Source organism: Sorangium sp. So ce131 (genome assembly GCF_051519095.1).
In the GTDB taxonomy this organism is placed as follows: Bacteria; Myxococcota_A; Polyangia; order Polyangiales; family Polyangiaceae; genus Sorangium.
Map to the genome: position 1 here is coordinate 1641717 of NZ_CP150455.1, position 23827 is coordinate 1665543.

Below are 23827 nucleotides of genomic sequence, written 5' to 3' on the forward strand. Positions count from 1 at the left end.
GCCCTGTGTGTCCGTAGAATGACGGGATCTTGAACTTTGGATGAGGTTGACAGTGGAAAATACGAACATGGTCAAACGTGTGCGCCGCGCCGGGCCTCACCGTCTCATCTCGCTCGCCGTCTTCGCGCTGTGTGTTGGCTGCGGCCAAGCACCGGACGCAGGTTCGTCGACGACTCCGACCTTGATCGGGGATGTCGCGCTGTCGACGCCGAGCCAGACGTTCAAGGATCAGATCCAGGTCGGGATGAGCACGAGCATCGAGGGGGCGGAGATCCGCTACACGCTGGACGGGCGGCTGCCGACCGCGGAGTCCCCGCTGTACACGGGCGAGCCCGTGACCCTCACGGCCACGACGCAGGTCCGCGCGCAGGCGTTCGCGGGGGGCGTCGCGCGCGGCGCGGTGAGCACGGGCCTTTACATCGCGCGCACGATCGACGCGACCTCCGACATTCCCATCCTGGTCGTGGACGGTTACGGCCAGGGCCAGCCGACCGAGAATGACGTCTACTTCGACGCGGCGGTGATGATCTGGGAGCCGGTCGACGGAGTGGCCTCCATCGCCTCGCTGCCCACGCTGGCGATGCGCGCGGGGTACCACGTGCGGGGGCAGTCGTCGCGGAACTTTCCGCAGACGCCGTACAGGCTCGAGTTGTGGGACAACGAGGACGAGGATCTCGACTATGCGGTGCTGGGCATGCCCGCCGACTCGGACTGGGCGCTGATCCCGACCTACTACGACCGCACGTTGATCCGCAATCCGTTCACCTACACCCTCGGCCGGGACATGGGCCTCGAGGCGCCGCGCGTCGAGTTCGCCGAGGTCTACCTGAACTACGACGCGCGCTCCATCGGCGAGGCGGATTACCAGGGCATCTACTGGGTCTCGGAGACGATCAAGAACAACAAGGCCCGCACCGATCTCGCGCAGCTCGAGGAGTCGGACCGGGAGCTGCCCGCGATCAGCGGCGGCTACATCTTCAAGTTCGACCAGGCGGCCGCCGAGGAGCCGCAGCTCACCTGCACCGGCTCGGATCCCCTCCCGTCGTTCGGCGGGTTCGGCGGCGGCGGGCGCCCCGACGAGGGCGGCACGTGCTGGATCGATCTCGAGGTGGTGGATCCCGACCCCCTGAACGACGAGCAGGAGGCCTGGCTGACGCAGTATATCCAGGAGTTCCACGACAGCCTCCATCAGACGCCCATCGGCGACTACGCGGCGTACATCGACCTGCCGTCGTTCATCGACTACCTGATCATCAGCGAGCTGACGCTCAACGTCGACGCTTACGTGCGGAGCGCCTATTATTTCAAGGAACGCGACGAGAAGCTCAAGGCCGGCCCGCTGTGGGACTACAACTTCGCGCTCGGCGGCGTGGGCGCCCAGAGCGCGACGCCGGAGTCGGGGGGCGACACGGGCTGGCGCTTCGGCGGCCAGAGGAACGTCAACAACTGGTACCAGAAGCTCACCGCAGACCCGAGCTTCATGGCGCAGGTGAGGGCGCGCTACACGGAGCTCCGCGGGACGCTGCTGTCCGAGGCGGCGATCGAGGAGCGCATGAGCAGCCTGAGCGCGCCGCTCTCGCAGGCCGTGGTGCGCGATTACGCCAAGTGGCCGGTGTCCGACGTCATCGAGTCGAGCGAGGGCTTCCTCGGCGGCCCCACCGCGCCCACGTGGGAGGGCCAGCTGGAGGTCATGCGCGACTTCATTCGGGCCCGGCTCGCCTGGATGGACGCCAACTTGCCGTGACGCGGCGCGAGCCGACCGGGGGCATCACGGCGAGTGATGCTGGGTGGCGATCATGGAGGGGCGCTGGCCGGCGACGTCGAACCAGCGCGAAAGGCGGCTCCGGCCGTCCCGCCACGCTCGGTCGGGCCAGCGGAAGTCGAGGTAGCCGAGCGCGCAGGCGACCGAGATCGCGCCGATGTCCGCGAGTCCCGTCGACAACGTCCCGGCGTCGCGCTCCAGCCTGTCGAGGCCGGCGTCGATGGCGGCCGCCTGGCGCTGCATGACGCTGCTCGAGCGCTCGCTCGCGGGGCGGTGTTCGTCGGCGAAGAGGCGCCCGGCGGCCGCGCTGATGCCGTCCGCGACGCCCTGCAGGAGCAGGGCGCTCCACCGCGCCTCTCCTGGCGCCGGATAAAGTCCGCCGGCCGCGAGGTGGTCCAGGTATTCGCAGATGAGCGCGGACTCGAAGAGCACCTGTCCATCCTCCCGGACCAGCGTCGGGACCTTGGCCAGCGGGTTCAGGGATCGCAGCTCCGTGTCCGACCAGGGGTTGACCAGCACGAGGTCGATCCGGTCTCCGAGCTGCAGCTCGTGGGCGGTGACCCGCACCTTGCGGGCAAAGGGGGACGTGGGAGCGTAGAAGAGCTTCATGGAGATCCTGCGCGCCAGGTGATGGGCGGCGCGCTCCTGCCCGGCCGTGCTCGCTGCGTGAGCGTGCTCGCAGCTTGCTTCATCACGCCGCGACGTCAACCCGCGGTTGACGTGGTTGACGACACCGGTGTTGATCACACGGCGGCCAGCTGCTTTCTCCGCGGGAGCTCCGCCGGTGCCTCCACCCGCTCACGCCGGCGCCGGCGCGACACCAGGCCTATCACGCGGTCTATCGCGATCACCTCCGCGGACGGCGTCCCCGCAGCGGCGCGGCCGGGCCCGCATGGCGCCGAGCGGCACACCCGTTGCACGGGTGAGCGGCGGCGGTCTGTTCCGGATGAGGAGGAGAACCTCTCCTCATCCGGAACATGACGCTTCATGCCGCGGGCGAGGACACCACCGGGATCACGAACGTCTGGGTTGATCACCGCCCGTTCATGAGCGGAGCCGACAGCCTGGTTGTACCCGGTCGCATGACAAAGGAGCGAGGTTCCATGTCGACGAGAGCGTTGAATGCTTCTGCCCGGCTCCGCGCCGGTCTCCTGATCCCCGCGTTGTCAGTCCTCTGGGCGTGTTCGGCGCAGTCCGCCGACGTGCCCTCCGATACCGGCGGGAACACCAGCACCGGCAGCCCCGGAGCCACGAGCTCGAGCTCTGCGGGCGCGAGCAGCGGCGGCACCGACTCCGGAAGCACCGGAGCGAGCTCCGGCGGCGTCGGCGGCGAGGGCGGCGCCGGGAGCGGCGTCGGCAGCGGGAGCGGAAGCGGGAGCGGCGGCGGAGGCGTCATCCCCACCGGCGACCCGCTGGACATCCTCAGGGAGTTCACGCCGGCCGACGAAGAGCTGGCCGAGGCCTACGAGGGCTACATCGCCGAGGAGGTCGGCCCGCTGACCTACGCCACCGAAGGGACCGGGACCGCCCGGACGATCTCCCAGACCATCTTCGTTCCTCCTCACGCCGTGTACGACGGCAAGGGCGAGACGCTGACCGCCGACGTCGCCGCCATGAAGTGCGACACCTCGAGCGGGGAGCAGGCCGAGAGCCAGAGGCCGTTCTTTCTGCTAGCGCCGGGCGCCAGCGTCAAGAACGTGACCATCACCTTCCCCGGCTGCGAGGGGATCCACATGATGGGCGACAACGTGCTCGAGAACATCACCTGGGAGGACGTCGGAGAGGACGCGGCCTCGGTCCGCAGCTACTTCCCCGGCGGGGCCATCACGATCAAGGACAGCGAGGGGTTCAAGGCCGCCGACAAGATGTTTCAGTTCAACGCGCCCTGCGACGTCCGGATCGAGAACTTCACCGGCGCCGAGATGGGCAAGCTCTTGCGCCAGAACGGCGGGACGGAGTTCGAGCTGCACGTGGACCTCAACACCGTCACGGTGACGGGCGTCGTCTCCGCGGTGGTGCAGAGCGACAGCCCGCTCTGCTTCGTCCGCCATCACAACCTCACGTACGAGTTCACCGGCTCGGGCGACAAGAGCGACCGCGTGTTCCGCGACGTCCCCCCGGAGAACGTCACCGAGTACTGAGCCCGGCGGCGCGGTGCGGGGGCGAGGAAGACAGCCGGACGGCTGCCCCGCGGCGGATCGCGCCTTCGCAATGCACGGTCGCTTTCTCCTCGCCGAGGTCCGGGCGGCGCTCCCGCGCACACGGCGGTCGAGCCGGCGTGTGGCAGGGAGCGCCCTGAGCCTTCGCGGCTCAGATGCCGCCGGAGGCCGACGCGATGCAGGCGTCGAGCTCGGGGGTGTCCCGCCAGCCGCACTGGCCGGACGCGTCGCGCTCGCAGATGCCGTGATCGCCATAACACGCGTACTCGTCGCGCCACTCGCACGTGGTGAGCACGTGGCTGCTGGCGCAGACCTGCCCGCTGCAGCCGGTCACGACGCACCCCGCGGGCCCGCCGCCCCCCGGCGCGGCGCGCACGGCGGCGGCGGCGCCGCCGCCGGCGTCGAGGCACGCCTCGAGCTCCGGCGTCTGTCGCCAGCCGCACCGGCCGGACGCGTCGCGCTCGCAGATGCCGTGATCGCCATAACACGCGTACTCCTCGCGCCACTCGCACGTGGTGATCACGTGGCTGCTGGCGCAGACCTGCCCGCTACAGCCGGTGACGACGCACCGGCCGGGAAGGACGCGGCCGGCAGCCTCCTCGACGCTGGGCGCCAGGCTCTCGTCGATGGCGGACGCGGGGACAGGGCGGCTACAGCCGTTGTCGTCGGCGCCGGTCAGCGCGGGGACGCAGAGGAGGAGAACCGAGAAAGCGAACCGATGACGTTTGACGAATGAGCTCATCATGAGATCTCCTTGAAAGAGGGCGGCAGTGCCCCGAGAGGGGCGCGTCGCCGCTGTGTACCACACGCGGCCCTTCTGCTCATGCGCTCTGCTCGTCGAGCGATTCGAGCGTCCGGGGGTCGGCAGAGGCACGCCATCTGCGCTGGCCGCCTGATCGCGCGAAGGCGCCAGGCCCTGCTGCTCCGTGTCGAATTCGTGCTCTGATGTCCGATAAGGGGTGAAAAATCGGCGGGTGCTGTAAGCCCGCGGCGCGTCGGCCTCCGCACGTCCAGCGCCGGCTCGCCTCCTCAAGGCCAGTGGAAGTCCCATTCCTGGTTTGCGCCGCCGCGGCACGGGTACACGCCGACCTGCGCGCCGGGGAACGACGCGCCGCCGAGGATGTCGACGCACTGCCCGAGCGAGGAGATCGGGCCGTTCAGGTAGAAGTACTCGTTGTCCAGGCCGTGCTCGCAGCCGTCCCACAGGATGATGGGAGAGCCCGGCACGGGCATGCCGCCGGACACGTTCAAGCAGCGGCCCGCGGTGAAGGTCGGGTGAATCCCGCCGCCTCGGAAGCTGAACCGCTGGTTCGACGCCGACCCGCTGCACGCCTGCAGCGTGGGCGAGAGACCGAGGGTGGTGCCGCTCGGGGTGGTGAGACAGAGGCTCGTGCCGGTCAGCTGCAGCCTGTTTCCCGTCACCATCGTCCAGCGCTCGCGCGCCGGCGGCGCCTCGCCGCAGCGGCGCACCTCGAGCGTCGATCCGGCCGTCGTGCCCGTGGCGGCGACGCACAGGGTGCCCATCGCCCGCAGGCGCATGCCCTCGAGCGAGAACATCTCGTTGGCCGCCCCCTCGACCAGGCCCCACGAGATGAGCGGCGTCGAGGACGTCGGCGAGACCGCGCCACCACCGACGTTCAAGGCGAGCTGCTGCCCATCGATGATGGTCTGGAGGTAGTGCCCGCCGGACGGGAGCCACAGGTGTCCCCAGGTGTCGTGGGGTTGGTTCATGCACTGCCAGGCGATGATGTCGTGGCCCCACTCGCTCGTGCCGTTCGCGATGTTCAAGCATCGTCCGCCGAGCCCCACGATCGATCCGCCGTGCTTGCGGCCATAGACGCTCTGCGCGCCCATGACGTCCCACGGCGAGAGCGCCCGCGTCGTGTCGGCCAGGTTGCCGCAGTACGTGGCCGCCATGATCGAGTCGGTGTCGGCCACCGGCGACACCTCGATGCCCCCCGGCCGGTCGACGCCGCAGTAGCCGCTCGACAAGCAGACCTTGCCGTCGGTGCTCGAGCAGTCGTTGTTGGACGAGCACTTCATGCACTGGCCCGTCCAGTCGTCGCGGTCGAACTCGTGCGAGAACCCGAGCGCGTGCCCGAACTCGTGCATGGCCACGACCTCGACGCGGCTGTCGGTCGTGTTGAGCGTCATGGACCGCTGGTGCGATGCCCCCGGATAACCGAGCTCGCTGAAGCTGCCGCCCGTCGCGGTGAGATTGACGACGAGCCTGCCGCGGGTATCCGAGCCGCAGGGGCCCCAGTCCTCGAACTTGATGTCTGCCACGCGCTGCCACGAGTTGTCGACCGCGTCTCGGACCCGCGCGAAGTAGTCGATGCGCCGCTGCCGCTCGACGCTGGAGACCGGGTCGGAGATGCGGTAGCAGACCGGCACCCAGCCGCCGGGCCAGGGGGTGGCGGCCAGGTAGAGCGCCTCGCGGCTCGACGCGATCGCCGCCTCGTCGGCCGCCGTGTCGGAGCTCGGCTCGATCGGCCCGCAGCCCGCGAGGGCGGCGGAGGCGGCAGCGGAGAGGATGGCCCGGCGAGCGACGCGCGACGTGAATCTGTGGTTCATTGAGTGTCCTACCTCGGCTTGACAGGTGGTGAGGAGGCGCTCTGTCGATCCCGCCCCGCGGGCCTCGGCCGCTCCTCCTGTTGTCGAAGGAGGCTTATGCGCGGCGCCCGCCGCGGCCGACACGGCACGTCGTCCGTTTCCTGCTCGCTCCCCCGGCGCCGCGCGGGATCTACCCTGGAGGACCGCCGCCCGAGGGCGGTAATCCCGGGGCGTTTTTCTGTCGCCGGGCACGCGCGCCGAGCTAGATTGCCGGGATGCAGCTGAGGATCGAAGGGGATCGACTGGCGCTCACCCTCCAGGGCGTCGAGCGGATCTTGGCCCTGAAGCTCGCGCCCATCGTGGTGCCGCGCGAGCACGTCGTGCGGGCGGAGGCGGCGCTGCCGCCGGCCACGTGGAAGCAGCTCCGCTGGCCGGGTACGTCCGTTCCGGGCCTGATCAAGGCGGGGACGTACTATACCGATCGCGGCAAGGAGTTCTGGTACACGGGGCGGGTCCGGAGCGACAATCGGCTGACCATCGAGCTCGAGGGGGAGCCGTACCGGCGGCTCGTCGTCACGGTCGATGACGCTGTCGGCTGGGCAGAGCGGATCAACACCTGGGTGAAAGGCTGAGGGCGCCTCTCAACGGTCGCGCCGGCCGCGCTCGCCGCCGAGCTCCGCGAGCCGCCGCCTGAGCCGGCTGCTCCACGCCTGCACCGCGGAGGTGCTCATGCCTGTCCGCGCGCAGACGGAGGCGATCGGCTCCTCCTCGAGGACGAGCGCCTCCAGCAGCGAGAGCCCGAGCGGGCTGAGCTCGGCGCGGAGCTGGCCGAGGTGGCGCTCCAGCTGGTCGCGGGCGAGCACGGCGGCCTCTGGATCATCCCCCGATCGAGCGCCTTCCTCCGGCGCGTCGTCGAGCGGCAGCGCCGCGGCGTCGAGGTTCCGCCGTCGGCACCGGAAGGCGGCCGCGACCCGCTGGTCGGCGATGAGGCCGACCCAGTTGGCGAGGCTGAGGCCGCGGGCGGGGTCCCAGGCGCGAAGGGCGCGGCTGCCGTCGCGGAAGAGCTCGACGAAGACGTCCTGTACGAGATCGTCCTTGCGGTCGGCGGGGGCGGAGCGGGCGCGGCGGCGGTGGAGCGCGCGGCCGACTCGGGCGTGGATCACGGGGGTTAGGGCGGCGATCATGGTGCGGAGGGACTGGACCTCTCCGGAGAGAGCGGAGGTGAGGAGGGAGGTGGTGAGGGTGATCTCGAACACGCGATTATCCTTGAGGCGTCGGCTCTCGGTGAGCATTTAGAGGGGTGAAGTGAGCTGACCCTGCGGAAGAGGGCCGCCGAGAAATGGATGATGACCGTCAGCAAGCCCGTGGCGCCCGCCATCACCCGTCGTCCGTCTCACGTCTCTCGTCTCACGTCTTTCGTCTTTCGTCTTTCGTGCTCGTCTTCGTGATCGTGATCGTGATCGATTGCTTGCTCGGACTGAAACTCGTGCACGTCTACAAACCGAAAGCGTGCTCCTGAACGTGCACGGGCACGTGGACGACGGAAGCGATCACGATCACGATCACGAGGACGAGCACGAAGACGAGAGACGAGAGACGAAAGACGAGAGACGAAAGACGTGAGACGAGAGACGAAAGACGAAAGACGAGAGACGAAAGACGAGAGACGGCAGACCGACGGCTTCCCTGTCTCTTCCGTCCCTCAATCCACATCCGCGCTCCAAGCCGCAGCCCGGCCCGCAGGACTTGCATCCCCTGTGCCTTCCTCGCCTCCGCGCGCGGAGGCGCCTTTCACGGCCGCGACGCGGCCTCTCGCCGCGGTCGTGCAACTCTTGCACGACCGACCTAGGTAACTCTTACCTAAACCCCGGCAGCTCCTGCGCCCGCCGGCGACCTCACCGCCTGCGCTTCGCCAGCCCGTAGCGGTTCATCTTCAGCACAAAAGTCCGCAGCGGCATGCTCAGCGCCTCCGCCGCCCTCGTCTGAACCCCTCCCACCGCGGCCAGCGCCTCGGCGATGCGCGTGCGCTCGAGCTCCCGCACCTCCTCGGCCAGCGCTCGGAACGTGCGGCCAGGAGCCCCCGCAGGAGGCGCCGAGAGCTCCGCCGGCGCCGGGGCGGACGGCGCGCTCTCGGGGCGAGGAGGAGCCTGCGGCGCGAGCGCCGGGGGCAAATGCCGCCGCTCGATGATGCGCGCGCCGACCGTCGCCGCGACGTACTCGACGACGTTCTTCAGCTCGCGCACGTTGCCCGGCCAACCGTAGCTCGTGAACAGCTCCGTCGCCTCCGTCGACAACGCCATCTCCTCGCGGCCCGCACGCGCGCACGCGTCGGCCAGGAACACCCGCGAGAGCGCGAGGATCTCGCGGGGACGCTCCCGGAGAGGGGGCAAGATCACCGTCGCGGCGCCGAGGCGATAATAGAGATCCTGCCGGAAACGGCCCGCCTTGACCTCCGCCTGGAGATCCTTGTGCGTCGCGGCGACCAGGCGAATGTCGACCTCCCGCTCGCGCACGTCGCCCAGCCGGACGATCCTCTTGACCTCGATCGCGCGCAGGATCTTCGCCTGCGCGCTCGCCGAGAGATCGCCGATCTCGTCGAGGAAGACCGTCCCGCCGCTCCCGTGCTCCAGGAGGCCCGGCTTCGAGGCCACCGCGCCGGAGAACGCGCCGCGCTCGTAGCCGAACAGCTCGCTCTCGACCAGGCTCTCGGGAACCGCGGCGCAGTTGAGCGTCACGAGCGGGCGCTTCGCCCTCGGTGACCACTCGTGCAGCGCGCGCGCCGCGCTCTCCTTGCCGGAGCCCGTCTCGCCGGTCACGAGCACCGGGAGATCCGTCGCCGCGAGGCGCCGGATCAGATCGAAGACGCGCGCCATCGCCGCGTCGGCGAGCACGGTGCGCTGCCCACCGATCTCCAGCGTGGTCACCGCCTCCGCGGCGGTCGCCGCCCGGCCGGGCTGGGCGACCTCCGCCGCGGCGCGGGCCGAGGCGACCAGCGTGTCCGCGTCGCACCCGTCCGCCGGGGCCGTGGCCACGCCGGCCTTCGGCGCCGGGGCGGCGGCGTGCAGCGCATCCATCAGCCGCTGCACGGCGTGCTCCGCCGCCGCGGCGTCCGCCTCGGGCAAGAGCACGAGCAGCCGATCGTCGGCCTCAAACCCGGCGAAATCGGTCACCGCGAGCTCCCGCTCCAGCACGCCGGCGACCGCCTCGCGCGCGGCCGCCGACCCGAGCTGGACGGCGAGCACCGTCGCCGGACGATCGTGGCGCAGCGACCGATCGATCTCCCCCTCGATCCTCCGCCGCAGCTCCGCGAGCTCCAGGACCTGCCGGCTCCTCGCGGGGCGGGCGCACCGCATCACCACGACCGCATCGCCGATGGACACCACGTCGCCCGAGCCGAGCGGCCTCGCGCCGTCCACGCGGACGCCGTTCAGGAGGGTGCCGTTCCGGCTGCCGAGATCCACGAGCTGCGCGCGCCCGTCGAGCACCACGATCTTGGCGTGCTCCCGCGACGCCGAGGTGTTGCGCAGGCGCACGTCGGCCCCGGGCCCGCGGCCGAGGAGCACCACGCCGCTGCGCGGAAGGTGCAGCATCGAGGAGGAGCTGCCCTGCACGACGAGCAGGTACGACCCGCCCTCGTCGACCCCGCGTGGCGCGTCGTCTGTTCGGGTCGGACCGTAGGACGCCGTTGCCTCGCTCATCCCCTCGCGGCCGACTGTCTCATCCGGCCCGAGCGCGCGCAAGGCTCGCGCTCGGCGCGGAAACGCGCCCGCCCAAAGGCAAGGACCTCGACCCACGGCATGGTACGCTCGCCGCACGCAGGCCGCGCAATGCAGGGTGAACGGACGCAGAGGACGCTCTCCAGCACGGCGCGATTCGCGATCGGCCGCCGCCTCGGCGAGGGATCGTTCGGCGCCGTCTATGAGGCCCAGGATGGCGAGCGAGGCGCGCGCGTCGCGCTGAAATCGCTCCACCGCCTCGATCCCATCGCGCTTTACCGGTTCAAGCGCGAGTTCCGGGCCCTGTCCGAGGTCGTCCACCCGAACCTGGTCGCGCTCCACGAGCTGTTCTCCGAGGGCGATCAATGGTTCTTCACGATGGACCTCATCGAGGGCACCGATTTCCTCGCCGCCGTGCGCGGCGCGCCCGGCGCGCGCGGCCCCTCCACGCACGGCCCCGCCCGCGACGGTCCGGATCTCGCGGATCCGGGCGCCTCGTCGACGTTGTCCGCCCCGGATCCGGCCCCCCCGTCGACGTCTCCCCCGGCGGCCGCTCCCCCTGAGGCCGACCGGGGCGCGGCCGCCGCGCCGCCGCCGCCGTCCTGGGGCCCGCTGAGGAGCGCGCTCCTCCAGCTCGCCCAGGGGCTCGACGCGCTCCACGAGGCCGGCAAGCTCCACCGCGATCTGAAGCCGTCGAACGTGCTGGTGACGCGCGAAGGCCGGGTCGTCATCCTCGACTTCGGCCTGGTCACGGAGCTCTCGGCGGGATCGCTCGACCAGAGCGGCAACCACATCGCGGGGACGCCCGCGTACATGGCCCCGGAGCAGGCGACGGGCGAACCGCTGTCGCCCGCCTGCGACTGGTACGCGGTGGGCGTCATGCTGCACGAGGCGCTCACCGGTCGGAGGCCGTTCGAGGGAGGGGCGCTCGAGGTCCTCCTGCAAAAGCAGCGGGAGCAGCCGCCTCCGCCGAGCGCCCTCGCGCGGGGGGTCCCGCCGGACCTCGACGCGCTCTGCGCGGAGCTCCTGCGGCGCGACCCCCGCGAGCGGCCCCCGGCGCCCGAGGTGCTCCGACGCCTGGAGCCGCCGCGCGGCGAGGCCGGCGGCGACGCCGGCGCGCCGCAGCGCCCGGCGGCGCGCAGCGGCGGCAGCAGCGCGTCGACGGGCGGGGCGCCGTTCGTCGGGCGGGAGCTGCACCTCGAGGCGCTGCGCGCCGCCTACGAGCGGGCCAGGGGCGGCAGGGCGACCACCGTGCACCTCCACGGCACCTCGGGCATGGGCAAGACCGCCCTCGTCCGGCGCTTCCTCGACGAGCTCGCGCGCGCGGAGCAGGCGGTGGTCCTCGAGGGGCGGTGTTACGAGCGGGAGTCCGTCCCCTACAAGGCCGTCGACAGCCTGATCGACGCGCTCAGCCGCCACCTCGCGCGCCTCCCCAGGGCGGAGGCCGCCGAGCTCATGCCGCGCGACGTGCACGCGGTCGTGCGCCTCTTCCCCGTGCTCGGCCGGGTCGACGCGATCGCCCGGGCGCCGCGGCGCGAGGTCGAGCCGCCGGACGCCCGGGAGCTCCGCCGGCGCGGGTTCGCCGCGCTCCGCGAGATGCTCGCGCGGATCGCGGATCGACGGCCGCTCGTGCTGTTCATCGACGACCTCCAGTGGGGGGACGCCGACAGCGCCGCGCTGCTCGCCGACCTCCTCCGCGAGCCCGACGCCCCCGCGCTGCTCCTGCTCCTCTGCTACCGGAGCGAGGACGCCGAGCGCAGCGAGCTCGTGGCGCGGCTGCTCCCGCCCGCCCCGCTCGGCGCGGGCGCGGAAGCGGGCGACGTGCGCACGCTCGCGGTCGGCGCGCTCACGCCCGAGGAGGGGCGCGCCCTCGCGCTGGACCTCCTCGGCGGCGGCGCCTCCGCCGCGGCGCAGGCCGGCGCGATCGCGGCGGAGGCGGAGGGGAACCCGTTCTTCGTGCTCGAGCTGTCGCGCGACGTGCAGGGGCGCGCCGGGCCGGACCCGTCGCGCCGCGGCGCGGGCGGCGGCGAGGCAGTCGGCGACGGCGGCGATGGCGGCGACGGCGGCGGCGTCCGGCTGGCGACGGTGCTCGCGAACCGCCTCCTGCGCCTGCCCGAAGGCGCGCGGCGCCTGCTCGAGGTCGTCGCGGTGTCGGGCAAGCCGCTCGACCGCCGCGCGGCCCAGCAGGCCGCCGCGCTCACCCCCGAGGAAGAGCAGGCCGCGATCGCGGCGCTCCGGGCCGGCAACGTGATCCGCTCCCGGGGCCAGCGCGACGAGCAGGAGCTCGAGACGTTCCACGACCGCATCCGCGAGACGGTCCTCGCGCAGCTCGGCGCCGCGGCGCTCGAGGGGTTGCACCTCGGGCTCGCCGCGGTCCTGGAGGCGTCGGGGCGGGTCGAGCCGGACGTGCTCGCCATGCACTTCCGCCGCGGCGGGCGCGTCGACAAGGCGGCCCACTACGCGATCCAGGCGGGCGACCGCGCGGCCGAGGCGCTCGCGTTCGATCGCGCCGCCGAGCACTACGCCGCCGCGCTCGAGGCGGCGCCGGGCGGCGCGGAGGGGGCGCGCATGCTGCGGGTCAAGCTCGGCCACGCCCTGCGCAACGCCGGCCGCGGGGCGGAGGCGGCCCGGGAGTACGCCGCCGCGGCCGAGGGCGCGCCGCCGCACGAGGGCCTCGACCTCCGGCGGTGCGCCGCCGAGCAGCTGCTCCTCAGCGGGCACATGGAGGAGGGCAGGCGCGCGCTCCGGGGCGTGCTCGCCACGGTGGGCATGCGGCTGCTCGAGCGCCAGTGGGTGGTGCTGCTCTCGCTCCTGTTCTGGCGCCTCCTCCTCCGCCTCCGCGGGCTCCGCTTCCGGGAGCGCGACGCGCGCGATCTGCCGGCCGAGACCCTGACGCGCCTCGACATCTGCCGGTCGGCGGCGGTCGGGCTCTCGATGGCCGACGTCCTCCAGGGCGCCGCGTTCCAGGCGAGGTACCTCTTCCTGGCGCTCCGCGCGGGCGAGCCCTACCGCCTCGCCCGCGCCCTCGCGGCCGAGGTCGGGCAGTTCGGCACCGACCAGCGCGCGGGGCGCCGCGCGGCGCACCGGATCCACGGCATGGCGGCGGCGCTCGCGGAGAAGGTCGGCGATCCGTACCTCGTCGCCGTCAACAAGGGCATGCTCGGGGTCGTCGAGAGCCTCTCCGGGCGCTGGGCCGAGGGCCTCGCGCTCTGCCGGGAGGCCGAGGACCTGCTGCGCGCGCGGTGCGCGGGCGTCGCGTGGGAGCTCGGCACGGTCAGCCGGTTCATGATGGTGGCCCACTACCACCGCGGGGAGCTCGACGCGCTGGCCCGCCTGGCGGCGCCGCGCTGCGCCGACGCGGACGCCCGCGGGGACCTCTACGCGGCCAGCTTCTTCCGGGTGGGGCTCACGTACATCGTGCCGCTCGCCGCGGACCGGCCGGACGCCGCGCGCGACGAGGTGCTCGGCGCCATGGCGCGGTGGCCGCGCCGCGCGTTCGACCACCTCGACTGCCTGGAGACCATGGCGCTCGGGCGCATCGACGTCTACGCGGGGGCGCCGCTCGCGGCGTGGCGGCGGATCAACGACCGCTGGCGCAAGATCGCCTGGTCCTTCCTGCCCCGGTTCCAGTACTACCGCGCCCTCATCCACCACCTGCGCGCGTCCGCGGCGCTGGAGGCGGCCGCGCGCGAGGGCGCTGGCGACGCCCGCCTCGCGGAGGCCCTCCGCCGCGCGGCGGAGCGGGACGCGCGGCGGCTCGCGCGCGAGGGCGCGCCGTGGATCGATCCGATGGCGACGTCCCTGCGCGCCGCCATCGCGGCGCAGCGGGGTCAGACCGCCGCGGCGCTCTCGCTGCTCGCCGCGGCCGCGGCCGCGTTCGACGCGCGCGAGATGGCCCTGTTCGCCGCCTGCGTCCGCCGCCGCCGCGGCCAGCTGCTCGGCGGGGAGGAGGGCCGCGCCCTGATCCAGGCCGCGGACGCCTGGATGGCGGGCGAGGGCATCAGGAATCCTGCCCGGATGGCGGCGATCTTCGCGCCGGGGTTCCGGTGAGGTCGAGCTCCACGGCGCGCACCGCGGCCATCGCGGGGGAGGCCCGGAGCGCCGAGAGCAGCGGGCTCGTCCCGGCGTCCTCGGCGCGGCAGGCGACGATCAGCAGGATCGCGGCCGGGTCCGGGGGGGCCATGACCTCCGCGAGCAGCGCCGCGCTGTCCGCGTCGCCCCACTGGGCGTCGTCGATGGCGACGATCACGGGCCGCCGGTCGGAGATCCGCCCGAGCAGGTCGCGCAGCGCGGCCGACGCGCGGGCCCGGAGCCGCGCCTCACCTTCGTCGGCAGCGCCGCGCGCGACTGCGCCGCGCGGCGCCCCGTTCACGGCCGAGACGCGCGCGAGCACGGGGAAGACGCGGGCGAGCGCGGCGGCGCCGCGGGGCATGAGCGCGGCGGCCTCCGGCCGCGGGAGCCGCACGAGGTGGCGGCTGAGCGCGTCGATCGCGCCGTCGAGCGCCTTGAACGGCACCTGCTCGCGCTCGTGGCACCTGCCCGAGAGGACGAGCGCGTCCTCCGCGGCCTTGCTGTCGAGGAACGCGCGCACGAGCGCGCTCTTCCCCGCGCCCGCGGCGCCCTGGACGAGGACCAGGCCGGGCCGCCCCTCCCGCACCAGCGCGAGCGCGCCTGCGAGCGCCGCCCATGGCGCGCCGCGGTCGCCCAGGGCCGCTGCCGGCGGGGCGGACGCCGGCGCGAGGCCGCCCGCCCCGCCGAGCCGCCGGATCACCTCGGGCCCGGCGGGGCGCCGCTCGGGCGACGCGCGCAGGAGGTCTTCGGCCAGGCTGGCGAGGTCGTCAGGCACCCACGGCGCGACGTCGCCCAGCCGCGGGGGCTCGGCGCGCTGCTTCTCGGCAAGGATCTGGAGGGGTGTCCCCGTATAGGGCGGCTTGCCCGCCAGCGCCTCGAAGAGCATCACGCCGAGCGCGTACCAGTCGGCGCTCGGCGCGACGGCGCTCGATCTCACCTGCTCCGGCGCCATGTAGCGCGGCGTCCCGACGATCTGCTCGGCGTCGGTCGCGTGTTGCCCGCTGTGGGAGAGGCGCGAGGCGAGGCCGAAATCGAGCACGACGGCGCGCCCCTCGGGCGTGACGAGCACGTTGGAGGGCTTGAGGTCGCGGTGGATGAGCCGCGCCTCGTGCACCGCCTGGAGCGCCCGGGCGACCTGGACGAGCGAGGACCGCACCCGCTCGAGATCGGCGCGCGCCTCCGGGTCGGCGGCGCGGACATGGATGGCGGCAGGCCAGCGCGCGATCGGCTCTTCGAGCGTTGCGTCGACGTCGACTCCCTCGTCCGGCGGGGCGGTGCTCGTCAGGCTGGGCGGCGTGGCGGCGCCCTCGGCGGTGTCCTGCCGGCGCACGTACGTGAGCCAGTCGACCCCGCGCACGAGCTCCATGGTGAAGAACCACTCGCCTCCGCTGCCGACGAGGTCGTGGAGCCGGACGAGGCTCGGGTGCGCGATGTCCGCGAGCGCCCGGAACTCCTTCTTGAAGCGGTAGAGCGCCGAGGCGTCGACGCGCGCGAGCGTCTTCAGGGCGACCCGCTCGCCGCGCTCGCGGTCGAGCGCCTCGTACACGATCCCGAAGCCGCCTGCCCCGAGCCGCCGGATGATCTGAAAGCGCTCGGGGAATTGCGGCATGACGGGGCTGCGCGGCGGGAGATCCCGTATCGGTATCTTACGGGCCGTCGCACACGCCGGCCACTGCGAACCGGGGCCCAGGGCCGGCATACCAGCCCACGATCCCCCCGGGTCTTACGTGGTTCCGGCGCGCGGGCGCGGACGTCGAGAGCGGAGCGCGGGCCGCTCTCCGCGGCAGCGGGCCGCTCTCCGCGGCAGCGGGCCGCCCCGCGGACTGACCCCCGGGAGCAACAGCGCTGCGCCCCGCGGGGCGGGGCATCCCGGGCTCTTCGAGGTCGATTGACAATGCCCCGGCCGCTCCCGCATCCTGACCCTCCCGCAGCGATCCCCGAGACCCTCGCCCGCAGGAAGATGCCATGAGCACCGTTCTCCACCGTCTGGATCAGTGGGCCCGCGAGTCCCCCGACGCGCCGGCCCAGCGTTACAAGTCGCAGGGCGAATGGAAGACGCTGACCGCGCGCGACCTCCGCGACCGCGTCCACCACCTCGCGCTTTTCCTCGAGTCGAAGGGCTTCGACGCGAGCCAGATCGGGGCGATTCTCTCGTACAACTGTCCGCAGTGGGCGCACGTCGATCTGGCGGCGCTGCTCGTCGGCGGCAAATCGGCGGGGCTTTACCCGAACTCCACCGCGAAAGACATCCAGTACATCCTGACGCACACCGAGGCGACGCTGCTGTCGGTGCAGAACAAGGATTACTTTCAGAAGATCTCCGGGGAGAAGGGCGAGTCTGCGGTCCCTGACAGCGTGCGGTGGATCCTCGTCTTCGACGGCGATACGTCGATCTCGCCGAAGGCGATCGCGTACGAGCAGGCGCTCGCGGAGGGCCGGGCGCTCGCGCAGCAGCCGGGCGCGAAGACCTACGCCGACTACCTCTCGAAGGTCGACCCCAAGGCCGGCGCGTTCCTGATCTACACCTCGGGGACGACCGGCAATCCCAAGGGGGCGATGCTGTCGCACGACAACCTGGCCTACACGTCCGACATGGTCGTGAAGTACTGGGGCCTGCCGTTCGCGCGCGGCTCGATGTTCTCGTTCCTCCCGCTCTGCCACATCGCCGAGAAGCTGCAGAGCGTGGGGGTCGGCATCACCCAGCGTTACACCGTCAATTTCTGCTCGAAGTTCGAGAACGTCTCGATCGAGCTCCCCGAGGTGCAGCCCACGTTGCTGCTCTGCGTGCCGCGGCTCTGGGAGAAGATGATGGAAGGCGTGATGGCGAAGGTGCGCGCCGGCAAGGGAGCCAAGAAGAAGCTCGCCGAGTGGGCGCTCGCGGTCGGCGCGCGCGTGGCGGAGGCGAAGGTTGCGGGGCGCGCGCCGAGCCCGCTCGACGTGCTGCAGCTGAAGCTCGCCGACAAGCTCGTGCTGAACAAGGTGCGCGGGGCGCTCGGCCTGGGCAAGGCCGAGCTGCTCGCCTCGGGCGCGGCGGCGCTCGCGCCGCACATCTCGACGTGGTTCCGCGCGCTCGGCCTGGAGATCCTCGAGGATTTCGGCCAGACCGAGTCGACCGGCGTCATCTGCATGACCGAGCCCGGCGTCGAGAGCGCGGGCACGGTGGGCAAGCCCGTGCCAGGCGTCGAGTTCAAGCTGGCCGAGGACGGCGAGATCCTGACGCGCGGCCGGCACGTGTTCGTGGGCTACTACAGGGACGACGCGGCGACGCAGGCCGTGCTCGAGGACGGCTGGCTGCGCACGGGCGATCTGGGCGAGTGGAACGAGCGCGGGCAGCTCAAGATCCGCGGCCGCAAGAAGGAGATCCTGAAGACGTCGGGCGGCAAGATGATCGCGCCGCTCCCGATCGAGGAGAAGCTCAAGGCGGCCGAGATCATCAGCCAGGTGTGCATGGTGGGCGACGGCCGCAAGTACGTGTCCGCGCTCATCACGTTGACCGAGCCCAAGCTCGCCGAGCTGAAGGACCGGGGTGCCCTGAACGGCGGCGCGGTGATCTCGAGCCCCGAGGTGGTCGGCCAGGTGAAGGCGCACGTCGACGCCCTGAACGCAGGCCTCGCGAGCTTCGAGCAGATCAAGAAGTTCGCGGTCATCGGGCGCGAGTTCTCGATCCAGGACGGCGAGATGACGCCGACCCTCAAGATGAAGCGCAACGTGATCGAGCACCGCTTCCGCGACGTGATCGACGAGCTCTACGCCGCTGAGTGAGCCCCGCTCGGCGATGGGTGGCTGGAACGGCGAGGCGCCGGGAGAAGAGGGTTCTCCCGGCGCCTTTTCGTTTTTTCCTCGCGGAGAGGATGGTCTGTCCGCCGGCGCGGATCAGGCCTTCGCGAGGAAGGCCTCGAGATCGTCGGCGCCGCCGACGTACTGGCCGTCGACGAAGACCTGCGGCGTGGACGACTTGCCGCTCACGGCGCGCAGCCGGCGCGGCGAGGCGGGGACCTCTTCATAGGCCAGCCCGCGCTGCTCGAGGAGCCGCTTCGCCTTGGTGCAGTAGCCACAGCCCGGCTTCGTGAACAGGAGGATGTCGTGCGGCGCCTTCGACTGCGGATCGAGGTGCTTCAGCATGGTGTCGGCGTCCGAGACCTGGAAGGGGTCGCCCTCCACCTCGGGCTCGATGAACATCTTCTTGATGACGCCGTCCTCGACCAGCATCGAGTAGCGCCACGAGCGCTTGCCGAACCCGAGGCTCGCCTTGTCGACGAGCATCCCCATCTTCTCGCTGAACTCGCCGTTTCCGTCGGGCAGGAACAGGATCTTCTCGGCGTGCTGGTTCTTCGCCCACTCGTCCATCACGAACGCGTCGTTCACGGACACGCACGCGATCGTGTCCACGCCGCGGCGCTTGAACTCCTCGGCGAGCTCGTTGTAGCGCGGCACGTGGGCGCTCGAGCAGGTCGGCGTGAAGGCGCCCGGCAGCGCGAACACCACCACCTTCTTCCCCGCGAACACCTCCTTGGTGGTCACGTCCTTCCACTGACCGTCGACGCGCGTGCGAAACGTGATATCGGGAACGCGCTGCCCTTCGAGGTTCTTCAGCATGACTGTCCTGCTCCTCCGGTGCTCTCGTCGTTGCAATCGGGAACGGCAAACTTCGCTGCGATGCTCGCGCGGCGCCCCGGCGGGGCCGCCGCAGCGGGCCAGAACTTAGCCCCGCACCTCCGGGCCGGCCAGCCGTCCCGCGTCGTTCCTGCGCGCGCCGAGGGCGCGCGGGCGCCGGCGCGAGCGGGCTGTACGGGCACCCGGGGCGCGACGGGACGGTCGGGGGCTGGGCGGGCTCAGGAAATCCCCGGTTTGTAGCCTCTGAGAAACGCGAGCGGGAGCAGGACCGTGGGGTGCCGGTCGATCTCGGCCACCTCGGCGGACCCCGCGCCGGTGAGCACCGCGGGGAGGCGGTCCGCGAGGTTGTCGGCGAGGTGCTCGAACCGGCGGAGCACCCGCGCGAACATGCGGCCCGGAGCGCCGCCCGGCGGGACGGAGTCCGCGAGCAGCAGCGCGCCGCCGGGGCGGAGCACGCGCAGGATCTCTTGGGCGGTCCGCCGCTTGTCGTCCAGCGTCGACCGCGTGCACCTCCACGCCGGGGTGGCGCTGCTCCGCGAGCAACGCGAGCGTGCCGGTGCCGCGTCCGACGCGAGGGGAAGCGAAAATTACATCAAGGCTGCATGAAGGCCGCACGGGCGGTGTGCCCCGCTGCAACAGAGCAGCCCTGCTTCCGGTGCAGGCCCTCTGCGTCGCAGGCCCTCTGCATTGCAGGTCCTCTGCGGTATAGGCACCCCTGTGGTGCGCGCTCGTGCGATGGAGCGCCCCCGCGATTGAGACCCTCTGCGATCGGTCGATAAAGCGGCTCCGAATGAGGCAGAACGCTACAGCGCGATGGCCTCGACCTGCGCAGCCCGAAGCGCGCTGCCAGCCCTGGATCTCGATGAGGGTTCGCCCGATACCCGAGTTGGGGAAATGCCGTGTTGTGCTCGCGAAATCGGAGGATCTCGCCGCGCCGCCGTCTTGCTGGGAGCGTGCCTGTCGCTATAGTCGCGGAATGGACGCAATGGAAGCGACGGTCGAAATGCCGCTGGGGTTCGAGGCCCTCACTGAGATCGGCGACGCCTGGTCCATCACGCAGCCCGGGCTGCGCGCCCGCGCCATCCGCGAGCGCGCGCCGCTCTTGCGGGAGCGCCTCGAGGCCACGAGGCCCGTCGTCGCGGTGAGGACCTTCGACACGATGCAGCTCTCCTACCCGACGCGTTATGCGTTCTGGGGAGCGGCGATCGTGCCGTCTCCGTTCGCCATCATGACGCAGCGGGTGTTCCTGGTTCAGTTCGAGCAGGGCGGGAAGCTGAAGAACCTGCTGTTCAACCCCACGGACCCCGAGGGCGCGCTGCGCGCGCCGTACCTCAAGCGGCTGCGCGCGCGCCACCCGATCCTGTCGCGCCTCAGCACCCGCATCTTCGCCCCGCTCACGTCGCAGCTCCGGAAGGTCGGCGTCGCGCCGGAGCAGATCGATTACATCGCCTACGACCACTTCCATCTCCAGGACCTGCGCAAGCACCTGGGCACCCACGGCAGCCCGGAGCCGGTCACGTTCCCGTCGGCGCAGCTCATCGCCCAGAAGCGGGAGTGGGAGGCCTGGGACGCGCTCCACCCGCTCCAGTCGCCGTTCTACGTGCGCGACGGCAAGCGCGGCGTGCTCGAGAACCGGGTGCACCTCATCGACGGCGACGTCCTGCTCGGCGACGGCGTGATGCTGGTCAGGACGCCGGGGCACAGCACCGGCAACCAGACGTTGTTCCTCAAGACGGAGCGAGGCATCGTCGGCGTCAGCGAGAACGGGGTCTCGGCGGACAACTGGTCGCCGCGCGAGAGCAAGATCCCGGGCGTCGCCAAGCGGTGCAGGGACCAGGACCTCGACGTCCTCTTGAACCTCGACACGCCCGAGTCCGGCGCGGATCAGTACACCTCGATGCTCCTGGAGCGGGCCATCGTGGATCCGGTCCCGGAGCGCCCCGAGTTCGTTCAGATGGTGACCGGCTTCGAGGTGACGCGGTCGATGCTGGCGCCCGGGATCTCGCCCACGTACTACTTCGGCGGCTTCAGCGTGGGATCGCTCTGGACCGGCCAGGCGCGCGCGGCGGCGAGCGCGGACGCGCCCCGCGCCGCGGGCTGGGGCGGCGGCGAGCTCGTCGGGGGAGCCGCGTAACGTCGGCCCGCCCACGGCCATCACGCCGCGCCCTCGAAGCCCGGCAGCGGGTCGTAGTCCTGGTCGGGGTCGTCCTCCTCGCCGGGCTCCGGGCACGCTGGCGCCTCGCCGTCCCCGCCGCCGTCCTCGAGCAGGCCGTCGAACGGCCCCGGGGGCGGCTCGTCCTCGTCGGCCTCGAGCAGCACGTCCATCCCCTCGACCTCGCCGGTCTCCAGGTAACGCGCCCATGCCTCGCGGTGGTCGCGGGCGCACAGCGCCTCGACCGCGGCGATGCCCAGCCGCACGATGGGCTTGCCGTCGGTGCTGCTGCGGGGGCGGAGCCGCAGCTCGCGCGGGGCGTACACGGTCAGCTCGATCGGCGCGGCGTCCGCCACGTGAACGTGGACGTACTCCCGGAGCTGGCCGCCCTTCTGGAGGGTGACGAGCTCCCGGTCGAAGGTCCACCCGAGCGCCCGGAGGTGCCGCTCGAGCGCCTCCTCGTGCGCCGGGAACACGTGCAGATCGACGTCGCTGCCGCGGCGGATGTGGCCGGTGGACACCGAGCCGATCAGCCGCGGCGAGAAGGGCGCGAGCGCGCGCATGGCCTCCAGCGCCACGATGCGCAGCGCGAACAGCCGGCGCGTGCGCTGGCTCCCCTCGGCGCGCTCCGCGAAGAGCAGCAGCGCCTCGCGGATCTCCCCGTTCGAGGGCAGGTCCGCGGGCCGGCAGCGCGCCCGCCGGCCCTCGACCGCGCCGAGGATCCGCTTCGCGGCCATGCGCTTGGCCGTGAAGTACTGGTCCACGCCCTCCTCATACATGAGGCGTGCGGCCTCCGCGGCGATGCGGGCCCGCAGCCCGCCGAAGCGCTCGGCGCTCATGGCGACGCCGGCGCCGGCCGCGCGGCGGGCGCGCGCGCCGGCAGCGCCGCGACCGCGGGCTCGAGGGCCCGCCGGAGCCGGAGCATCGCGCCGCCGACCCGCTGGCCGCCCCGCGGCGCCCCGAACAGGCGCTTCTGCACCACCTGCTGCGCCACGCCGAGGCGGCGCGCGATCTCGCCCTGCGAGAGGCCGTCGAAGAAGTAGGCCTCGACGACCTCGCGCTGCTTCGCGGTCAGCGCCGTCGCGACCGCGGCGCGCACCGCCTCGTGGAGCCGCGCGCGCCCGGGCGCCTCGGGCTCGCGGCCCCAGAGGCGGCGGTCGCGGCCCCAGCGGTCAGCGTCGCCGCAGAGGACCTCCCGGCGGGCCTTGCGCTCACGCGAGCCGCTCCTTGCGCAGGTCATCGCCGTAGGCGGGCTCGCCGCCGATCGAGAGCAGGTCCCAGTCCGCGCCGTCGAGCAGGATCGCCACGGCGGCCTCGGGGCTCGTCACCACGGCCGCGGGCGAGCGGCCGCCGACGTCCCAGCGCCGGAGCCGCCCGAGGTCCGCGAGGGCCCTGGTCCCGCGGAGGCGCCGCTTCGTCGGCCCGGGCGCGCGGAGCAGGTGGAGGTGGTGCCGCACGAGCCAGACCACGCGCGGGCAGACGACGTCGGCGAGCGCGTCGGCGCCCTCGTCGGCGTGGTCGGCCACCGCGAACGCCTTGCCCACATCGTGGAGCAGGGCCGCGGCCCAGAGCGCGCGGTCGGCCGTCTCGCGCCGGGCCAGGTCGAAGGCCTGCAGGGAATGGAAGAGGGCGTCGCCCTCGGGGTGCCAGCGCGGGTCCTGCGGCACGCCGTCGAGGGGGAGGAGGAGATCGAGGAGCTCTTGGTGCATCGAGGTGGGGGCGGTTGGGTCGCCCGCGGGCTGCGGGCGAGTGGTGCCCCTTCACCCTTGGGCGCGGCCACACCCACCGGCAGGCCGCCCCCGGGCAGGAGGCAGTCTACCGCGGGGCAGGGGAGGGGTCCTGCGCCCCGAGGGCGTCCGCCCGCTCGCGCCCGCTCGCGCCCGCCGCGCCCGCCGCGCCCGCCGCGCGCTGCGCAGCTGCGCCGCTGCGCACCTCCGGCGGGTGCGCCGGCGCGCTCCGGAGCCGCCCGCGACGCGTTAGCATCGCGCCATGACGAGCCCTTCTCCCCGCGTCTCTTCCATCCCGCGTCTCGCCCGGCCCCGCGGCCGGCGCTCCCTCGGCGCGGCGCTCGCGCGCGTCGCCGGCGTCCTCGGCCTCTGCGCGCTCACGGTGTGCGACTCCCTCGACAACATCGACGTGGAGGTCGGCGGCAAGGCGGTCGTCCCGCCGGGCACCCTCGTCGAGGAGATCCTCGCCTCGCTCGATTTCCCCGCCTTCCAGAGCATCGATCTCTCGGCGGAGTTCGAGAATCAGGGCGTCACGAAGGACGATGTCGACGAGGTCCACATGCTCGAGTTCACGCTGCGCATCGAGAGCCCGGCCGACGGAGATTTCGATTTCCTGAGCTCCGTCTCGTTCTTCGCGGAGACCGAGGGGCAGCCCCGGGTGCTCATCGCCGAGCTCGACGAGGTGCCCCGCGGCGCGCGCGAGCTGTCGATGGAGGTGATCGAGGGGGTGGACCTCAAGCCCTACGTCGTGGCGCCGAGCATGAAGATCACGAGCGAGGCCACCGTGAGCGGCCGCCCCGGCGAGGAGACGACCATCGCCGCCGACGTGGTGCTCGACGTGGACGTCTCCGTGCCCGGCTGCTAGCTGCGTGCCTCACACGTTCGGCCAGGGATCCCGAGAGATTTCAACGCAAAGGCGCAAAGGCGCAAAGCTGAATTTTCTTTGTATTTTTGCGCCTTTGCGCCTTTGCGCCTTTGCGTTGAAATCTCTCTTCTCTCGCCGTGATCCCTGCCAAGACTTCTGACAGGCCGAACCAGCCGGCGCGCCCTCTGGTCACGACAGGCTGTTCTTC

19 protein-coding genes are annotated in these 23827 nt (G+C 72.3%); 7 read left to right on the forward strand and 12 right to left on the reverse strand.

Annotated elements, in window-relative coordinates; all coding sequences use genetic code 11:
* Positions 1 to 181 precede the first annotated feature (181 nt).
* A complete protein-coding gene (locus WMF43_RS05955) occupies positions 182 to 1744 on the forward strand; it encodes a CotH kinase family protein (protein ID WP_437678109.1) in 1563 nt (520 codons plus the stop codon).
* A gap of 24 nt (positions 1745 to 1768) precedes the next feature.
* On the opposite strand, the gene WMF43_RS05960 is transcribed toward WMF43_RS05955, so the two are convergent.
* Entirely contained in the window at positions 1769 to 2371 is a 603-nt protein-coding gene (locus WMF43_RS05960; RefSeq protein ID WP_437678111.1) for a glutathione S-transferase N-terminal domain-containing protein, read from the reverse strand.
* A gap of 494 nt (positions 2372 to 2865) precedes the next feature.
* On the opposite strand from WMF43_RS05960, the gene WMF43_RS05965 reads away from it, so the two are divergent.
* Complete coding sequence (locus WMF43_RS05965) at positions 2866 to 3903, forward strand: pectate lyase (RefSeq protein WP_437678113.1); 1038 nt, start codon at positions 2866 to 2868, stop codon at positions 3901 to 3903.
* A 169-nt stretch (positions 3904 to 4072) separates the two neighbouring features.
* On the opposite strand, the gene WMF43_RS05970 is transcribed toward WMF43_RS05965, so the two are convergent.
* Together WMF43_RS05970 and WMF43_RS05975 are read right to left on the reverse strand one after the other, a co-directional pair.
* Positions 4073 to 4666, reverse strand: coding sequence for a hypothetical protein (locus WMF43_RS05970; protein WP_437678115.1), 594 nt, complete (start codon positions 4664 to 4666; stop codon positions 4073 to 4075).
* 284 nt (positions 4667 to 4950) lie between these two features.
* Positions 4951 to 6495 carry a ricin-type beta-trefoil lectin domain protein gene (locus WMF43_RS05975; protein ID WP_437678116.1) on the reverse strand — a complete coding sequence of 515 codons (1545 nt, stop codon included), beginning with the start codon at positions 6493 to 6495 and terminating at the stop codon, positions 4951 to 4953.
* A gap of 254 nt (positions 6496 to 6749) precedes the next feature.
* On the opposite strand from WMF43_RS05975, the gene WMF43_RS05980 reads away from it, so the two are divergent.
* Complete coding sequence (locus WMF43_RS05980; protein WP_437678117.1) at positions 6750 to 7106, forward strand: hypothetical protein; 357 nt, start codon at positions 6750 to 6752, stop codon at positions 7104 to 7106.
* A 9-nt stretch (positions 7107 to 7115) separates the two neighbouring features.
* Here the strand turns inward: WMF43_RS05980 and WMF43_RS05985 are convergent, their stop codons facing one another.
* Positions 7116 to 7730 carry a hypothetical protein gene (locus tag WMF43_RS05985; RefSeq protein ID WP_437678118.1) on the reverse strand — a complete coding sequence of 205 codons (615 nt, stop codon included), beginning with the start codon at positions 7728 to 7730 and terminating at the stop codon, positions 7116 to 7118.
* 639 nt (positions 7731 to 8369) lie between these two features.
* Positions 8370 to 10172, reverse strand: a complete 1803-nt coding sequence (locus WMF43_RS05990; protein ID WP_437678119.1) for a sigma 54-interacting transcriptional regulator — start codon at positions 10170 to 10172, stop codon at positions 8370 to 8372.
* 129 nt (positions 10173 to 10301) lie between these two features.
* On the opposite strand from WMF43_RS05990, the gene WMF43_RS05995 reads away from it, so the two are divergent.
* Positions 10302 to 14240: a serine/threonine-protein kinase gene (locus WMF43_RS05995; protein ID WP_437678120.1), complete on the forward strand. Its 3939-nt coding sequence runs from the start codon at positions 10302 to 10304 to the stop codon at positions 14238 to 14240.
* Here the strand turns inward: WMF43_RS05995 and WMF43_RS06000 are convergent.
* On the reverse strand, positions 14191 to 15870 hold the full coding sequence (locus WMF43_RS06000; protein WP_437678122.1) for a protein kinase domain-containing protein: 1680 nt from the start codon (positions 15868 to 15870) through the stop codon (positions 14191 to 14193). The two genes, WMF43_RS05995 and WMF43_RS06000, sit on opposite strands and share 50 nt — an antisense overlap.
* A 356-nt stretch (positions 15871 to 16226) precedes the next feature.
* Between WMF43_RS06000 and WMF43_RS06005 the strand changes: the two genes are divergently transcribed.
* A complete protein-coding gene (locus WMF43_RS06005) occupies positions 16227 to 18023 on the forward strand; it encodes an AMP-dependent synthetase/ligase (protein WP_437678124.1) in 1797 nt (598 codons plus the stop codon).
* A gap of 111 nt (positions 18024 to 18134) precedes the next feature.
* Here the strand turns inward: WMF43_RS06005 and WMF43_RS06010 are convergent, their stop codons facing one another.
* Together WMF43_RS06010 and WMF43_RS06015 are read right to left on the reverse strand one after the other, a co-directional pair.
* Positions 18135 to 18857 carry a glutathione peroxidase gene (locus tag WMF43_RS06010; protein ID WP_437678126.1) on the reverse strand — a complete coding sequence of 241 codons (723 nt, stop codon included), beginning with the start codon at positions 18855 to 18857 and terminating at the stop codon, positions 18135 to 18137.
* A gap of 236 nt (positions 18858 to 19093) precedes the next feature.
* Positions 19094 to 19330: a hypothetical protein gene (locus tag WMF43_RS06015; protein WP_437678128.1), complete on the reverse strand. Its 237-nt coding sequence runs from the start codon at positions 19328 to 19330 to the stop codon at positions 19094 to 19096.
* A gap of 521 nt (positions 19331 to 19851) precedes the next feature.
* Here WMF43_RS06015 and WMF43_RS06020 point away from each other — a divergent pair.
* A complete protein-coding gene (locus WMF43_RS06020) occupies positions 19852 to 21009 on the forward strand; it encodes a hypothetical protein (protein ID WP_437678130.1) in 1158 nt (385 codons plus the stop codon).
* Between the two features lie 20 nt (positions 21010 to 21029).
* Here WMF43_RS06020 and WMF43_RS06025 read toward each other — a convergent pair whose 3' ends face one another.
* From WMF43_RS06025 to WMF43_RS06040, 4 genes are all read right to left on the reverse strand, one after another.
* Positions 21030 to 21866 (reverse strand): nucleotide-binding enzyme, encoded by an 837-nt coding sequence (locus WMF43_RS06025; protein WP_437678132.1) that lies wholly within the window; start codon positions 21864 to 21866, stop codon positions 21030 to 21032.
* The gene (locus tag WMF43_RS06030; protein WP_437678134.1) at positions 21863 to 22267 is read right to left on the reverse strand and encodes a sigma factor-like helix-turn-helix DNA-binding protein; all 405 of its coding nucleotides are present in this window, start codon (positions 22265 to 22267) and stop codon (positions 21863 to 21865) included. The genes WMF43_RS06025 and WMF43_RS06030 overlap by 4 nt, the downstream gene beginning before the upstream one ends.
* Positions 22239 to 22736, reverse strand: a complete 498-nt coding sequence (locus WMF43_RS06035) for an HD domain-containing protein (RefSeq protein WP_437678135.1) — start codon at positions 22734 to 22736, stop codon at positions 22239 to 22241. Before WMF43_RS06035 ends, WMF43_RS06030 begins: the two co-directional genes overlap by 29 nt.
* 106 nt (positions 22737 to 22842) lie before the next feature.
* A complete protein-coding gene (locus WMF43_RS06040; RefSeq protein WP_437678137.1) occupies positions 22843 to 23010 on the reverse strand; it encodes a hypothetical protein in 168 nt (55 codons plus the stop codon).
* A 6-nt stretch (positions 23011 to 23016) separates the two neighbouring features.
* On the opposite strand from WMF43_RS06040, the gene WMF43_RS06045 reads away from it, so the two are divergent.
* A complete protein-coding gene (locus WMF43_RS06045; RefSeq protein ID WP_437678139.1) occupies positions 23017 to 23619 on the forward strand; it encodes a hypothetical protein in 603 nt (200 codons plus the stop codon).
* Positions 23620 to 23827 lie beyond the last annotated feature (208 nt).

Excerpts from the sequence above, each read along its gene's own strand:
- WMF43_RS05990 (WP_437678119.1), bottom strand. The coding sequence starts at position 10,172 with ATGAGCGAGGCAACGGCGTCCTACGGTCCGACCCGAACAGACGACGCG.
- WMF43_RS05980 (WP_437678117.1), top strand. The coding sequence starts at position 6,750 with ATGCAGCTGAGGATCGAAGGGGATCGACTGGCGCTCACCCTCCAGGGC.
- WMF43_RS05970 (WP_437678115.1), bottom strand. The coding sequence starts at position 4,666 with ATGATGAGCTCATTCGTCAAACGTCATCGGTTCGCTTTCTCGGTTCTC.
- WMF43_RS06005 (WP_437678124.1), top strand. The coding sequence starts at position 16,227 with ATGAGCACCGTTCTCCACCGTCTGGATCAGTGGGCCCGCGAGTCCCCC.
- WMF43_RS06040 (WP_437678137.1), bottom strand. The coding sequence starts at position 23,010 with ATGCTAACGCGTCGCGGGCGGCTCCGGAGCGCGCCGGCGCACCCGCCG.
- WMF43_RS05975 (WP_437678116.1), bottom strand. The coding sequence starts at position 6,495 with ATGAACCACAGATTCACGTCGCGCGTCGCTCGCCGGGCCATCCTCTCC.
- WMF43_RS05995 (WP_437678120.1), top strand. The coding sequence starts at position 10,302 with ATGCAGGGTGAACGGACGCAGAGGACGCTCTCCAGCACGGCGCGATTC.
- WMF43_RS05960 (WP_437678111.1), bottom strand. The coding sequence starts at position 2,371 with ATGAAGCTCTTCTACGCTCCCACGTCCCCCTTTGCCCGCAAGGTGCGG.
- WMF43_RS06025 (WP_437678132.1), bottom strand. The coding sequence starts at position 21,866 with ATGAGCGCCGAGCGCTTCGGCGGGCTGCGGGCCCGCATCGCCGCGGAG.
- WMF43_RS06010 (WP_437678126.1), bottom strand. The coding sequence starts at position 18,857 with ATGCTGAAGAACCTCGAAGGGCAGCGCGTTCCCGATATCACGTTTCGC.
- WMF43_RS06000 (WP_437678122.1), bottom strand. The coding sequence starts at position 15,870 with ATGCCGCAATTCCCCGAGCGCTTTCAGATCATCCGGCGGCTCGGGGCA.
- WMF43_RS06045 (WP_437678139.1), top strand. The coding sequence starts at position 23,017 with ATGACGAGCCCTTCTCCCCGCGTCTCTTCCATCCCGCGTCTCGCCCGG.
- WMF43_RS05965 (WP_437678113.1), top strand. The coding sequence starts at position 2,866 with ATGTCGACGAGAGCGTTGAATGCTTCTGCCCGGCTCCGCGCCGGTCTC.
- WMF43_RS06030 (WP_437678134.1), bottom strand. The coding sequence starts at position 22,267 with ATGACCTGCGCAAGGAGCGGCTCGCGTGAGCGCAAGGCCCGCCGGGAG.
- WMF43_RS06035 (WP_437678135.1), bottom strand. The coding sequence starts at position 22,736 with ATGCACCAAGAGCTCCTCGATCTCCTCCTCCCCCTCGACGGCGTGCCG.
- WMF43_RS06020 (WP_437678130.1), top strand. The coding sequence starts at position 19,852 with ATGGACGCAATGGAAGCGACGGTCGAAATGCCGCTGGGGTTCGAGGCC.